This is a genomic window from Sinomicrobium soli (assembly GCF_003285545.1).
In the GTDB taxonomy this organism is placed as follows: domain Bacteria; phylum Bacteroidota; class Bacteroidia; order Flavobacteriales; family Flavobacteriaceae; genus Sinomicrobium.
Genome location: NZ_QLNV01000010.1, coordinates 20643 through 36312 on the forward strand (window position 1 = coordinate 20643; position 15670 = coordinate 36312).

The 15670-nt window shown below is 48.2% G+C and carries 9 protein-coding genes; 1 reads left to right on the plus strand and 8 read right to left on the minus strand.

Translation table 11 applies throughout. From position 1 onward, the window contains the following. Positions 1 to 31: 31 nt before the first annotated feature. Positions 32 to 2668: a valine--tRNA ligase gene (locus DN748_RS13420; protein WP_112372344.1), complete on the minus strand. Its 2637-nt coding sequence runs from the start codon at positions 2666 to 2668 to the stop codon at positions 32 to 34. Between the two features lie 360 nt (positions 2669 to 3028). On the opposite strand from DN748_RS13420, the gene DN748_RS13425 reads away from it, so the two are divergent. Then, complete coding sequence (locus tag DN748_RS13425) at positions 3029 to 3412, plus strand: DUF1573 domain-containing protein (RefSeq protein WP_112372425.1); 384 nt, start codon at positions 3029 to 3031, stop codon at positions 3410 to 3412. 116 nt (positions 3413 to 3528) lie between these two features. Here the strand turns inward: DN748_RS13425 and bglX are convergent, their stop codons facing one another. The 7 genes from bglX to DN748_RS13460 form a co-directional block, all read right to left on the minus strand. After that, on the minus strand, positions 3529 to 5769 hold the full coding sequence (bglX, locus tag DN748_RS13430; RefSeq protein WP_201741479.1) for a beta-glucosidase BglX: 2241 nt from the start codon (positions 5767 to 5769) through the stop codon (positions 3529 to 3531). 2 nt (positions 5770 to 5771) lie between these two features. Further along, the gene (locus tag DN748_RS13435; protein WP_317047429.1) at positions 5772 to 6578 is read right to left on the minus strand and encodes a carboxylesterase family protein; all 807 of its coding nucleotides are present in this window, start codon (positions 6576 to 6578) and stop codon (positions 5772 to 5774) included. Between the two features lie 72 nt (positions 6579 to 6650). Next, a complete protein-coding gene (locus DN748_RS13440) occupies positions 6651 to 8243 on the minus strand; it encodes a sulfatase family protein (protein ID WP_112372345.1) in 1593 nt (530 codons plus the stop codon). Then, positions 8240 to 9628, minus strand: a complete 1389-nt coding sequence (locus DN748_RS13445; protein WP_112372346.1) for a glucoamylase family protein — start codon at positions 9626 to 9628, stop codon at positions 8240 to 8242. The genes DN748_RS13440 and DN748_RS13445 overlap by 4 nt, the downstream gene beginning before the upstream one ends. A gap of 5 nt (positions 9629 to 9633) precedes the next feature. Further along, the gene (locus tag DN748_RS13450; protein ID WP_112372428.1) at positions 9634 to 11016 is read right to left on the minus strand and encodes a glucoamylase family protein; all 1383 of its coding nucleotides are present in this window, start codon (positions 11014 to 11016) and stop codon (positions 9634 to 9636) included. Positions 11017 to 11082: 66 nt separating this feature from the next. Continuing rightward, complete coding sequence (locus DN748_RS13455) at positions 11083 to 12513, minus strand: RagB/SusD family nutrient uptake outer membrane protein (RefSeq protein WP_112372347.1); 1431 nt, start codon at positions 12511 to 12513, stop codon at positions 11083 to 11085. A 23-nt stretch (positions 12514 to 12536) separates the two neighbouring features. Beyond that, on the minus strand, positions 12537 to 15644 hold the full coding sequence (locus DN748_RS13460; protein WP_112372348.1) for a SusC/RagA family TonB-linked outer membrane protein: 3108 nt from the start codon (positions 15642 to 15644) through the stop codon (positions 12537 to 12539). Between the last annotated feature and the right edge of the window lie 26 nt (positions 15645 to 15670).

Below are 15670 nucleotides of genomic sequence, written 5' to 3' on the forward strand. Positions count from 1 at the left end.
CCGCGAATAAAAAAGAAAGAAAAATCTTATTTTATTGTAAATTAGCGAGGCTCTCCTTTATGGTGGCTATTTTGGCCAGGGCATCCGCCTCCTTCTGTTTTTCCATGGCCACCACCTTTTCGGGCGCATTATTGACAAACCGTTCATTGGCCAGTTTACCCCTGACCGATTTGAGGAAACCTTCTACATAAACCAGCTCTTCCTCGAGTTTTTCCATCTCCGCTTCCACATCTACAGCGCTGTTTACCGGAATAAAATATTCACTGGCCCCGACCCTGAACGATACACTTCCCGTACTCTTTTCAGGTGCCTTCCCTATTGCGGAAACATTCCCGAGCTTGCGGACCACTTCTGCCAGTTTACCGTCAAAATCATGTTGTGTACCCACGGTATACAGTTCCAGGGACTCCTTAAACGGTATGTTTTTTTCCTTTCGCACCGTCCGTATTCCGGAGATTACTTCAGTAGTTAAAGAAAATCCGTCCAGCAGTTCCGTATCGACGTCCTGCCCTTCCGGCCATCGGGCAACGACCAGGGCCTCCTCCGCACTGCGCTTTTCCATATGCTGCCATATTTCTTCGGTCAGGAATGGCATAAAGGGATGTAATATCCTGAGGTTATCCTCAAAGATCCGGATAACTTTATCATAAGTCTCCTTACCGACCGGCCGGCCGTATACCGGCTTTACCATTTCGAGGAACCAGGAACAGAAATCATCCCACACCAGTTTATAAGTGGCCATCAGGGCATCCGATATCCTGTATTTGCCGTAGTGATCCTCTATTTCGGCAAGGGTCTGACTGAATTTCGACCTGTACCATTTTACAGCGATTTCGGACACTTCGGTCTGCGCTTCGGTCTCCGACACCTCCCATCCCTTTACCAGCCTGAAGGCATTCCATATCTTGTTGGCAAAACCTTTCCCCTGCTGGCACAGCGCTTCATCAAAAAGAAGGTCGTTCCCGGCAGCCGCACTCAATAGCAGCCCCACCCGGACCCCATCGGCCCCGTAATCGGAAATAAGTTTCAGGGCATCCGGCGAGTTTCCAAGCGACTTCGACATCTTGCGTCGCTGGCTGTCCCGTACAAGCCCGGTGAGATATACATTGGTAAAGGGTTTTTCACCGCGGTATTCATAGCCCGACATGATCATCCGCGCCACCCAGAAAAACAGGATATCCGGACCAGTCACCAGGTCGTTGGTCGGGTAGTAATATTTTATCTCTTCATTATCAGGCTCCAATATCCCTCCAAACACACTGATAGGCCAGAGCCAGGAAGAAAACCAGGTGTCGAGCACATCGGGGTCCTGCCTGAGCTCCGAAGCGGCAAGCGCTTTATTTCCCGTTTTTTCCCTGGCGAGAGACAATGCTTCTTCTGCCGATTCGGCTACGACAAAATCCTCTTTTCCCTCCCCGTAATAATAGGCCGGAACCTGTTGCCCCCACCACAACTGCCTCGAAATATTCCAGTCGCGGATATGCTCCATCCAGTGCCGGTACGTATTTTCGAATTTTTTCGGGAACAGCCGGATCTCCTCATCTTCCAGTACCGCTTTAAGGGCCGGTTTGGCCAGTGCTTCCATTTTGAGAAACCACTGGTCGGAAAGGCGGGGTTCTATAACCGCTTTGGTCCTTTCGGAAGTTCCCACTTTATTCAGGTGTTTTTCGGTTTTCAGAAGATACCCTTTCTCCTCCAGTTCCCCGGCGATCTCTTTGCGGACCACAAAACGGTCTTTTCCTTCATAGTGTAAGCCGTGGGCATTCAAAGTCCCGTCTTCATTAAGAATATCGACAACTTCCAGACCGTGGGTATCCCCGAGATTCTTATCGTTCACATCATGCGCAGGAGTCACCTTCAGGCATCCCGTCCCGAATTCCATGTCCACATATTCGTCAAATATTATGGGCACCACCCGGTTACAGACGGGCACCACGGCCTTTTTGCCTTTCAGATGACGATACCGTTCGTCATTCGGGTTAATACAGATCGCCGTATCCCCAAGAATGGTCTCCGGACGGGTGGTCGCGATCACTATTTTTTCATCCTCTCCCTCTATCGGATAGGAGATATAATACAAAAGCCCCTGTCGTTCCTCGTGTATAACCTCTTCATCAGACAATGTGGTCCTGGCCTCCGGGTCCCAGTTCACCATTCTGTACCCCCTGTAAATCAACCCTTTATTATACAGATCGACAAAAACCCTGATCACAGAGGCCGACATATCGTCATCCATCGTAAACTTCGTCCTGCCCCAGTCGCAAGAGGCGCCCAGTTTTTTGAGCTGTTCCAGGATAATCCCCCCGTGTTCCCTGGTCCAGTCCCATGCGTGTTCCAGAAAGTCCTCACGGGAAAGATCATTCTTTCCTATTCCTTTCTCTTTCAGCCTGGCCACTACTTTGGCCTCTGTAGCAATAGAAGCGTGATCCGTACCCGGTATCCAGCACGCATTATATCCCTTCAAACGGGCCCGGCGTATCAGAACATCCTGTATGGTATTATTCAGCATATGCCCCATATGCAGCACCCCGGTGACATTGGGCGGGGGTATAACGATCGTATAGGGCTTCCGATGGTCCGGTTCGGAATGAAAATAACCGTTTTCCAGCCAGTAGGCATACCACTTCTCCTCTATCCTGGAAGCTTCATATTTTGATGGAATATTCATTGTATGGAACGATTTTTGTCTTTAATGGAGCAAAAGTAGTCATATCTGAAAGATTATAAAAGCGACATAAACAAAGAAAATAAGGCGTACGGCACATCGTATGTTTGCGAATCTCGAAACGGGAAAATAGTCGGGAGTCAGAAGCCAGAAGTCGGGAGTAAATGCACTTCGGACAGCAAACGTACCGAAAATAAGACATATAACACATCCCGGGGAGAACCATTTAAATCTCACTTAGCGAGTAAATAGACCATAATTTTGGAAAAGTGGAAAAAGTGGTTAACTTTAGCCCCATTTTAAACTTGATTAGTTAAGATAATCAGACAGTCTGCCATGCAGGCTGCCACAAATTCAGAACTCATGAAAAAATTAGCAATTTTTCTGTTTATCAGTGCGTTAACCCTATCCGTACACGCTCAGGAAAAAGTAGCGAAAATCGATTTTAAGGAGGACACCATAGATTACGGTGAAATCGAACAGGGCAGTAACGGGGTCCGGGTCTTTGAATTTACCAATACGGGAAATGCTCCCCTGGTTATATCCAATGTCACCAGTTCCTGTGGCTGTACTGTTCCCAAATGGACATCAGACCCGGTACAACCCGGAGCCAAAGGAAGTATAGAGGTCAAATACGATACCAATAGGGTCGGCCCTATCCGCAAGACCGTAAACGTGACTTCAAATGCAGAAACTTCTACCATCGCCCTTAAGATCAAGGGGAAGGTAATCGAAAAGGGCGCATAATAGCAAACAATCTGCTATAGCACTAAAAAAAGCCGGCTTGAAAATTCAAGCCGGCTTTTTTGGTTTCTGACAGAAAAAATACGCCGTAAAGCACGATCTCAGCGTTCAACCGGTTTTCACTCCTCCACAAGTTCAAACGTGTGTACCAAAGGACAATCGGAATTGGCACCTACAAAGAGTTCGAAAACCCCGGGTTCATGAACAAACTCCAGGTCTTCGTTATAAAATTTCAAGTCGTCTGCAGTAAGTCTGAATGTGAGTTCCCTGGTCTGTCCCTTCTTCACCGCTACCTTTTCAAAACGCTTGAGTGACCGTACGGGGGGCGTTACGGAAGCTACCTTGTCGCGAAGGTACAACTGTACGACCTCTTCCCCGTCCCGTTCTCCCATATTGGTCACTTTTACAGTGACTTCCAGGGTATCTGAGGGGGTAATCGTTTTCTTGTCCGCCGTCGCATTGTAGGAGTACGAGGTATAGCTCAGTCCGTAACCGAAAGGATAAAGCGGGGTATTGGGCGTATACAGGTAGCGTGAAACGTATTTCTGGTCCGGATCGTCGGGAGGTATGGGCCTTCCCGTATTCTTATGGTTATAGAACAGGGGCAACTGCCCTACCGTTCTCGGAAAACTTACCGTGAGCTTACCGGAGGGATTATAGTCCCCATACAATACATCCGCCACGGCATGACCTCCCATGGTCCCGGGCCACCAGGCCTCCACAATGGCATCTGCCGTGTCGTTTTCCCATTCGAGCGAAAGCGGCCTTCCGTTCATCAGTACCAGCACTACGGGTTTTCCCGTGGCCTTTACGGCAGCTATAAGGGCTTTCTGCTTTCCGGGCAGATTAATATCGGTCCGGCTTGCAGCCTCCCCGGTCATTCCTTCCAGTTCGCCCAGGACCATAACCACTACATCCGCCTTACGGGCCGCAGCAACCGCCTCGTCAAAACCGGAAGTATCGTCTCCCAGCACCTTGCACCCTTCGGCGAACAGCAGATCTTCCTTACCGAAACGCGCTTCAAACGCTTCATAGACACTCACTGCCGTACCGTTACGATCGCCGGCAGCGGCCCAGTTTCCTATGATATTCTTTTCATCTTTTACCAATGGTCCTATCAGGGCAACCTTTTTATCTTCGGAGAGCGGCAAAACAGCATTGTCATTCTTGAGCAGTACCATGGATTTCCGGGCGGCATCTCTTGCCACTTCAAGGTGCTCGTCATTCAGTACCAGTTCTTTCTCCCTGTCGGCATCGAGGTAGTGATACGGATCGTCAAAAAGTCCGAGCCTGAATTTCATCTCCAGTATACGCCGTACCGCATCGTCCAGGTCCGATTCCTCAACTTTTCCCTCTTCTATCGACGCCTTGAGGTATTTCATGTAAATACCTCCCTGCATGTCCATGTCCACTCCTGCATTCATGGCTATTTCACCTGCATGCTTCTCATCCCTGGCATATCCGTGAGGCACCATTTCGTTGATAGAGGTATAATCGGTGACCACAAAACCATCGAAATCCCATTCTCCCTTGAGAATATCGCGAAGGAGAAAGCTGTTTCCCGTAGCTGGCACCCCGTTCAGGTCGTTAAAGGAATTCATAAAAGTAGCCACCCCTGCATCCAGGGCCGCCTTGAAAGGGGGCAAATAGGTGGTACGGAGTTCGTTTTCAGACATATCTACGGTATTGTAGTCCCTTCCGGCCATGGCCGCCCCGTATGCGGCATAGTGTTTGGCACAGGCCAGAATGGTATTGCTGGCCGAAAGGTCGTCGCCCTGGAACCCCTTTACCCGGGCTACGGCGATAAGTGACCCCAGGTAGGTATCCTCTCCCGCCCCTTCGGCTATACGCCCCCAACGGGCATCACGCGCCACATCGACCATGGGAGCGAAGGTCCAGTTGATCCCTTCTGCAGATGCTTCCACAGCTGCTATCCGCGCTGTTTTTTCCATAAGATCCAGGTCCCAGCTGGCCGATTCTCCAAGGGGAATAGGGAAAATGGTACGGTGCCCGTGAATGACGTCATAACCGAACATCAAGGGTATTCCCAACCGGGTCTCCTCCACGGCTATCCGTTGCAGTTCCCTGTTGTACTCCGTAGTAAAAGCATTGAATACGGCCCCTACATTCCCGTTTTTCAGATAGGTTTTATAATTAGGGTCCATGGAAGGTCCGGTAACGTCCCAGCCACTGGTAAACAATACGGTCTGCCCGATCTTTTCTTCGAGGGTCATAAGCCCCAGAACGGAATCAGCCTTCCGGGTATATACACTGTCCTTTTCACGATCCGGTTGCACCGGACCATCCGAACAGGAGCTCAGGGCCGACACCAGCAGTAAAAATATCGAAATTCTTTTCATAGCTATTTTATATTTCTGATTTCCATAGTTTTGGAGAACAACCAGGGCAGCAGTTCCGGCTCGGCAAATGCCGGGTCCCAACTGTTGTGATTGGCATTTTCATACAAGGTAAACCGGGGAGTGCCACCTTCCTTCAGCAACCTTTCCACCATCCTTACCGAAAATACCGGGTCTACGACATTATCCCTGGCCCCGTGAAATATCCAGAGCGGCACCTGTGTGGCGTATTCCTTTACCGACGCGGGTTTACCTCCCCCACAGACAGGAACCGCTGCCGCAAACATCCCGGGTTTCCGGTACAGGAGCTCAAAGGTCCCCATTCCCCCCATCGACAGTCCCATAACATATACCTGGTCCTGCTTTACATAGGGCGCTTCCGTTATACTATCCATCATCCGCATCACCAGCCCGAGTGCCCTGGTGGGTTTTCGCCCGTAACGGAACCTGATCTTCAACGGGGTCTTGTCCCTGTTTATCCGGGCATTGGCCCAGTAATCGTCTTTCGGGCACTGCGGAAAAATGACGATGGCCGGAAAACGTTTCCGCACGGAATCCTGTACAAACAGTTTACTGCCGTGGGTCAGCTGGGTGTTATTATCGTTTCCCCTTTCCCCCGCTCCGTGCATAAAAAGCACCACCGGATATTCCCTGCTTTCCGAAAAGTCTTCCGGGTACAGTACGCGATATAAAAGGGTGTCGCTCCCGGAAACAAATTCCCTTTGCTGATACAGGCTGTGATCCTGCGCAGAGGAAAGTGCCGTGTATAACACCAGGCATAAAAGAGATAAAACCGTTCGTATATTCATCATTGTATCTTTGTTTTTAAACCCGCCGGCAACTGCGGATATCTTTTTCTTCCCGTATCCCGTACGGTACGGCACCTATAATTTCTGGTCGTTTCCCGACTTGACATACGGGGGCTGAAAATGGGCCGGGGGCACTTCATAGGTTTCCCGCAAACGCTCCAGCTCATTCCTGAGTTCGCCGACAATCTCTTTATACTCCTCGTCATCATACCTGTTATCCGTTTCACCAGGGTCCTTTTCCAGGTCGTAAAACTCCCATTCGTCGCCGGTATAGAAATGAATGAGCTTATACCGGTCGGTCCGCACCCCGTCATGACGTGCCACACCGTGCAGGCCGTGATCGTAATAGTGATAGTATATGCTGTTCCGCCATTCGGCGGGGCTGTTCCCTTCCAGTAAGGACAGATAGGACCGCCCCTGTATCTCCTCCGGTTTAGCCACTCCTGCGACATCCAGGAACGTAGGTGCAAAATCGATGTTCTGTACCATTTCGTCTATCTCGCTTCCCGGCGCTATATGCCCCGGCCATCTCATGACAAGTGGCGGCCGGAGGGATTCTTCATACATAAACCGTTTTTCTGCCCAGCCGTGCTCCCCGGTAAAAAAGCCCTGGTCTGACGTATATACCAACAGGGTGTTGTCCCTGATCTCCGGGTGTTCATCCAGCCAGGCCAGCAATCTCCCCACATTCTCGTCCACTCCGTCTATCATCCGGAGATAATCCTTGATAAACTTCTGGTATTCGAAACGTCGCAGGGCATCTCCTTCCAGCAATCCCTTTTCTTTCATTTCCAGGTATTCCCTGGTCTCCGGATCTTTGTAGCCATGCCATTTCCGCAGTTGCTCCTCCGTCATCCTCGAATAGTAAATATTATCGGAAGGATCGTGGTCTTCCAGCAGGGGCAACGGCCTGTAATCAAATCCCATTCTGGCCCCGGCAGCACTTGACGTCCTGGTGCTGTAATCGTCGAAAAGTGTTTCCGGTTCGGGAAAGGTATCGTTCACATACCGGTCCAGAAAACGGAATTCCGGCATTCTCGGAACATGAGGTGCCTTATATTGCACAAACAGCACAAAGGGATCATCTCCTTCCTTCCCGGTATTCCCGGAGAGCCAGTCAAGGGCCTTGTCGGTTACCAGGTCGGTAGCATGCCCTTCCAGGGTTTCCTTTTTTCCGTCCCCGTATTCGAATTCGGGATTGTAATAAAACCCCTGTTTTCCCGCGCCGGTCAGCCGGCAGGAAAAGTCGAAGGTTTCTCCCGGCGGACTGTTGAGGTGCCATTTACCTATCAATGCGGTAGTATAGCCCGCATTTTGTAACAGCCCGGGAAAACCCGCCTGCGTGTTATCCCAGGGCGATGCATTTCCCACCACCCCGTTCTTGTGGCTGTGTTTTCCCGTGAGTATGGAAGCCCTGCTCGGGTTGCATATGGAATTGGCGACAAAACTGTTGGTAAAAATGGCCCCTTCTTCTGCGATCCGGTCTATATTCGGAGTGTGATTAATGGCATTGTCATACGCACTCACGGTGCGCCTGGCCTGGTCGTCGGTCATTATAAAAATGATATTGGGGCGTTGCTCCGTCTTTGCATCCGGTTTCTTTTTCTCCGCACAGGAGACCAGTCCGGCCATCGCTGCAATAAGTAATAATGTTTTCTTTCTATTCATGGTATTTCTGAACTTGTAAATCCGAGTTTGGTCAACCCGTTGCGAACGTCTTCATTCCGCATAAACAGGTTCCAGAGCAATCCGCTCCGGTAATTTTCTATCATAATGATCTGGGGCCCCTGGTCTATAGCGAGATAAGCCTCTGCCACCCAGTAACCGTATTCCGGACTGAAGGCATCGTAAAAACCTGCAGGACCGAGCAATATATCTTTTTTACTGTAGAAAAAATGCATGGCTGCCAGTGATTCTTCAGGGGTATACGGAATGGAACTTATGGCTGCCGTAGGAGAAATCACCCCCGTGTCACTGGCGGGCTTATGGGCACTATACCCCGTAGTACCGTCGGGCTGCCGGGTATAGCTGGCTGTCAATCCCCAGCAGTCCGGGCCGTAATCGGTATAACCGTTGGGGTTCTCCACACAATACCGGTAATTGATATTGCTGTGGCTGACATTGAGTTCCCGGTAATCTGCGTACTGGTCAGACAGCCCCATAGGATTTAACCCCAGGTAGGAATAATGCGCCCAGAACAGGGGGCCTCCGTAATTCGGTGCCCCGGCATGGTCGAGAACCAGCGGAAAACCGTACTGGGAATGTCCGGAAACAATATCGCCATTTCCCGCCCATCCCTGGTGATAGGCTTCTGCCGGAATGGTGTGACCCGGCGATGCCGCACCGAGTACATAGGCGATCAGGGTCTCGTTATACCCTTTCAGCTCCAGGTTTATGGCAAAACCGTGATCGGGGCTCCAATGCCAGTACAGCGTATTCCTGTCCTGGGTATACCAGTCCCATTCTATCCCTTTCCAAAGCAGGTCTGCCTTGTCGGCCAGGGCGGTTTCTTCTTCCGGTCCGTCTTTAAAATATTCCTTTACACAGATGAGCCCCTGGGCAAAAAAAGCGGTTTCCACGAGGTCTCCCCCGTTGTCCTGGTCACTGAAAAGAAGTACGCTTCCGTCGGCACCGTTGATCCAGTGCGGCCAGGCACCGTGAAAGCGATCTGCATTTTCAAAGAACTCCAGGATGCCGGTCAGCCGGCCGATGCCCTCACTCCTGGATATAAAACCACGCTCTATACCCACCAGAATGGCCATCAGTCCGAAGCCGCTGCCCCCGGTGGCCACTACGTGCTCGCTGTTACCGGGGTCATCGGGGTGATAGCGTTCCCTTGCCGCCCCGGAGTTTGCCTCGGCAAAATCCCAGAAATAACGGAAGGTAGTCTCCTGCGTCAGGTCCATGATCTCCTCATCGGTGAGGGGATCGGGAACCTGCGGCTCCTCCGGTTCTTCCGGATTTCCCGGATCGGGAGGAGGTTCCTGACCGGAATCGCCCGAGCACGACAATACTGCAATGCCCAGGCAAAACAGCAGGAAGTACGATCTCATTGTTCTCATCGGGAAATATAAGGGCTGTTAAACCCGAGCCGTGTCAGCCCGTGCTGCACATCTTTATTGTTCATAAAAAGGTCCCATAACAGGCCGCTGCGATAATTCTCTATCATCACGGGAATAGGTCCCTGGTCTATGGCGAGGTATCGTTCCACATACCAGTTATGTTCAGGGCTGAAAGCATCGTAAGGCCCGTATTTCCCCACAATACTATCTCCCTTTCCATACAGGTTCCGCAACATCTTCATACTCTCTTCGGGAGTATACGGAAACGAAGACAGCGCCGCCGTAGGCGAGATCACCCCCGTGTCGTCTCCGGGCCGGTGGGCGTGATACCCGTTTACGGAATAACTGGAAGTAAGCCCCCACAGGTCCTCTCCGTATCCCTGGTGTTTTTCCGGGTTGTCTGTGGCATACCTGTAATTGATCAGCGCGTGGTTCCTGTTGAGTGCCCAGTAATCCCCGTATTTGTCGGAGAGCCCTTTCGGGCTAAGCCCCAGGTGGGAATAATGCGCCCAGAACAGGGGACCGACCGGCGCATCGTCGTGCTCGTAATGATCGAGGACCGTTTCCAGTTCATAAAATGTAGTATCATTCGCAATATCACCGTTCCTGGCCCATCCCTTGTGATATGCATCGGGTGTTATGGCATGGGTGGGAGAAGCCGCGGCCAGTACATACATGACCAGGCATTCGTTATAGCCCCCTATGGGGAAGTTCATCTCCCATTTGTGTTCGGGCGACCAGTGCCAGTAGAGTACATCCTCTCCTTTCGTATACCAGTTCCATTCCACTTCACGCCACAGTTTGTCGATACGGGAGACAAGTTCCTTTTCCTTATCCGACCCATCCTTAAAATACTCCCCGACGGTAAGCAGTCCCTGTACCAGGAAGGCAGTCTCCACGAGATCACCCCCGTCGTCCCTGGTACTGAAAGCTTTTACCTTCCCGGTTTTCCCGTAGAGCCAGTGTGGCCATACGCCGTGAAACCGGTCGGCCTTCTCCAGGAACCCGACGATCTTTTCATAGCGTTCCAGGGCTTCTTCCCTGCTGATAAACCCTCGCTCCACGCCTACGAGAATGGCCATCAGCCCGAAACCGCTCCCTCCTGTGGTAACGACATCCTGATCGTCCTGCGGGTACTCCCCGTCTATATGGATGCGCTCCGGAGCCATGCCTGAATTGGGCTCGGCACCTCCCCAGAAATAATCAAAGGTTTGTCGCTGAACGAGATCCAGCAGTTCGTCGTCGGCAGGTATTTCCCCATCGCCATTATTTTCCTGTTGTTCCGGCGTATGGGCGCCGGAGGCATCTTTTACCTCTTTTTTATTGTTTTTACAAGCGATAAAAAAAATCAGGCTCAGGGTTAAAACGGATATTCGCATCATTATTCTACTGTTTTCTAAAGATTTTCTGTTTATACCGGCGGGTATCAGCATTATGAGGTCTCTCTACCAGCCGGGGTTCTGTGTCATTTCGGGGGTTTGATTGATCTGATCGTTGGGAATAGGGAATAACTCGTGTTTTCCATCTTCAAAAGGTTTTCCATGCGCTCTCATCACCTGCCCGGCCTGCCCGGTACGGATCAGGTCGAACCAGCGGTCGTGTTCAAAGGCCAGTTCCAGCCGTCGTTCCTTCCAGATCAGTTCCCTTAGCTGCCCCTGGTCTGCCGTTTCTATCAACGGGAGGTCTACCCGGTCCCTTACCCGGTTCAGGGAAGAAAGGGCCGTATTGGCATCTCCCGATTCATTGGCAGCCTCAGCATGAATCAATAAGATTTCCCCAAAACGGAGAATGCGAACATTTTTATCTCCGTCAGAATCTCCAAGGTTTGCACTGGAATATGCTTTTTCATTATACATCGGGTTTTCAACACTTTCTGAGACTTCCCTACCATCCCATAAGGTCTCCCCCCTGAATATGATGGTTGCATCCCTCCGAATATTATCATTTTCTGTATTAAAAGCATCCAGCAAATCTTGTGATGGTACATTATATCCCCAACCCCAGCCACCAGTTCCCCTGGGAGCCTGTGTCTGAGAATATTGATTTACTCCATGGGCTATTTGCTCTCCCCTGGCCTGCACTTCAAAAATGGATTCTACACCATTTTCACTATATTCTCTCCATATATCTTCATAATTGGGTTCTAAACTATACTCTCCGGAAGTAATCACCATATTGGCATAATTCTGAGCATCTTCCCATCGCTCCTGATACAAATATACTTTTGACAGCAGGGCCTGCGCCGCTCCTTTTGTGGCCCTACCGAGATCGGAAGCAGCGTATTCGCTTTTCAGGGGCAATACTTCGATGGCTTCGGTCAGGTCCTGTTCTATAAAAGCATAGACCTCTTCTACGGGAACCCGCTCTATAAGATCGATATGTTGTAATGGAATGTCCCCAAAGGAACGGACCAGCCAGAAATAATGTAATGCTCTGAGAAATTTTGCCTCACCGATCAGCCTGTTCTTATGGTTTTCATCAGACAAACCATATTCTTCTGCATACTCTATAGCATAGGATGCCCTCCCTATACTTTTATACCAGTGTGTCCAGACATCAGTGATTGAAGGTGTCGTTGAAGAATGGGTCAATCCATCCAAAAAATGTTTATCAGTTCCGGTTTCCGTCGGAGTACTTCCTTTATCTCCATTGTCTGATATGATCTCAGTAACCCCGAGATAGGAAAATGCATAAGTCCAATCAGTAAGCATTCCATAACTGCTTATTACATAGTCATCAGGTTCAAACACCTCTCCACTGTCTTCGGCATCGATCCTTTCCCTGGAATCAACATCCAGAAAATCTTCGTTACAACCGTATAACAAGATGATCGAAAATAAGAAAATGTATATATTCTTAAGTCTTAATAGTTTCATGATTACACATTTAATTGTTGTTTTTATAACTCCAGATTTATTCCGAATAAAAATGTCTTTGTATTCGGATACGCCGCCAATTCAACTCCTGCAGTCCTGTAGGGGTTACCTCCTTCACTCCCTATAATTTCAGGGGTAAATCCGGAATAATCTGTAAACATAAAAGGGTTTTGTGCCGTGAAATAAACCCGAAGTTTTGAGACATATTTTGAAAAATCAGGTAAAGTATATCCAAGCGTGATATTATTTATTCTGAAAAATGCCCCGCTCTCCAGGTAATAATCGGAGGCTTCAACGTCTCGGTCAGCTCCTGGATGCGCATTAGTAGAGTTTTCTCCCGTCCACCGGGTATTATAAGTATCTACAGTGATATTTTCACTATTTGTTCTGGTGCTTTTAAGACCGTTATATACTTTATTGCCTCCCACACCAAAACCATCCACACTAAAATCGACATTTTTATAGTTCAAACCGAGACGGACCCCATAATTATATTTCGGAATATAAGAGCCAAAGAATTTTTTATCCCTGTCATCAATCACTCCATCCTGATTTTGATCTTTATAACGCAAATGTCCCGGCCCTGCTCCTGCAATAGAAGCGTTGTTATCAATCTCATCCTGATTTTGCCAAACTCCTTCTACTTCGTACATCCACCAGGCTCCTAAGGGTTGTCCTTCCTCCAGTCTTTTGGTAATCCTACCATTATTTAAGCTCCCTCCTGTCATACCGTCATAAGCCGGTTTGACATTTTCCACAACATTTTTATTATATGAAAAATTTCCTCCGATGCTATAAGACCAATCGTCAGATAAATTGTCTTTCCACTCCAGAGCAACTTCTACGCCTTTATTGGATACCTCTGCACCATGATCATAGAAATCCTCAGCAAATTGAGAATCCAAAAGCGGTTGTACCAGAAGAATCATATTCTTTGTCGTTTTATCGTAATAGTCTATACTACCTGACAGGCGATAATCCATTAGTTCAAAATCTAAACCTGCTCCCCATTCTTCCACAATCTCCCAGGTTATATCCTGAACCGGGCTTGCCACAGATGCACCAAAGATTAACTCCTGATTAGGACCCAAAACATAATTTTGACTATCACTACCTGTACTTGTCCTTATTTCATTGACATTAAACGGCACATTCTGATTACCAAGCCGGCCCCATCCTCCCCTTAATTTCAGGAAATTGATTGTTTCGGAACCATTCATAAAATCTTCGTTGGAAATCGTCCATCCCAGGCCGAAAGAGGGAAAGTTCTCCCAAAAATTCTCTCCTGATTTAAACACGCTGGATCCATCTCTTCTTATTGTAGCCGTAATATAGTATTTGTTGTCAAAATCATACTGGGTACGGGCAAAATATGACATTAATGTTCTCGGTGTATAATAGACATTCTCAGTAATATTATCAAAAAAACCACTCACATGTTGTATACTCCAATACTGTTCTTTTTCAGGCACTTCGAACCCTTGTCCGTACAATCTTCTACCGACGTCGGTCTTTTCTTTAGAGCCTCCCAGCACAACGTTAAGATGATGTTTATCGAAGGTTTTGTCGAAAGTCAAAAAGGCATCCCAGTTCCATCTGAAAGTTTCAATATCCTCGAGAGATAGAGAATTATACGCCCAGGAAGTTGGTGTTGCTCCTTCATCAAACTTATTTCTTTCATTCTCAAATTGTTCATACGTCCTCGTTGGATCTTCCGCTATCCATCGCTCCCGTACAGGATTAAAAATTCTCTTATCTGAATAATATTTAGTTGCTCCAAATCTGGAAGTGGCTTTCAAATAATCAGTAATGGCAAATTCTCCCGTAAAGCCTCCTTGCAATGTGGCAGTATGTATCTTTTCATTTTGAAAAAACAAGTCAGCCATTGGATTTCCGTGAGAGTATAACCTTCCGACAGATTCTCCGGGACCAGCTTCATAAGTAACTATCCCTGTAGTCTGGTTTACAAAAGACTGCCCCCATCTTCCATTTTCATAATGCACCGGTACCAACGGCGACTGACGATATGCGTTATTAAAAGCACCCAGGGGTTTCGGGTTTTCATTAGTAAAAGAAATGTTGAGGTTTTGCCTAAGGACAAGCTTATCTTCGAACAGCTTATATACATTGTTGTTTTTTATCGTTCCCCTGCGGAATTTGTGATCCTTCAGAACACCTTCTTCTTCATAGTGATTATAACTGAAATAATAGTCTACATGCTCTCCACCTCCTGAAACTGCAAAAGTATTGTTATTAACAGTTCCTACCTGGGCCAGTTCGTCATACCAATCAGTATTATACATTTGCTCCTCTTGCAAGGTGTATCCCCCTATGGCAGCAGCTCCTTCATTAAAATAATTTATATACTGACGAGCATTGGCCATCTTCACAGGGTTTAATATACTTTTAGCCCCATAAAAAGAATCAAAAGTAAATTTAGTTTTCCCTTTTTTCCCCTGTTTAGTAGTCACGATAATTACCCCATTTGCAGCTCGTAAACCATAAATGGAAGCAGAAGATGCATCCTTCAATACATCTACTTTTAATATATCCGAAGGACTAATGGTTTTGATATTATCTACAGGCACTCCGTCTACAATATATAACGGATCCCTTCCGGAAAGTGCCGTGCCGAGTCCACGAATAATTACCGTAGGAGTAGCTCCTGGTTGATCACTGTTAATAATATTAATCCCGGGAACTTTCCCCTGAATCGCCTGAGTTGCCGTTAATGCAGGCTGTTTAACAATGTCTTCCGCTTCTATACTACTTATAGAACCGGTCAGATCTGCCTTTTTCTGCGTACCATACCCGACAACCACCACCTCGTCCAGCTCAGCGGTGTCTTCTTCGAGTACGATCACGATATCACCGGTATCTTCTACGGTGACATTCTTGCTTTTAAACCCTACATAGGATACCTGGAGTACATCGCCGGGCGAGGCTTCCAGGCTGAAGTTCCCGTCAAAATCGGAAACCGCATAACTATTGGTCCCTTCCACTACAATATTAGCTCCCGGTAAGGGCTGGTCGTTTGTATCCACCACTTTACCGTTTAATGTGTTCTGCGCAATAACTCCTATAGGAAGTAATGCCGTACAGCATATCAGCCAAAACAATTTTACCTTCATAATAAAAGATTTGATTTTAAAGTCGA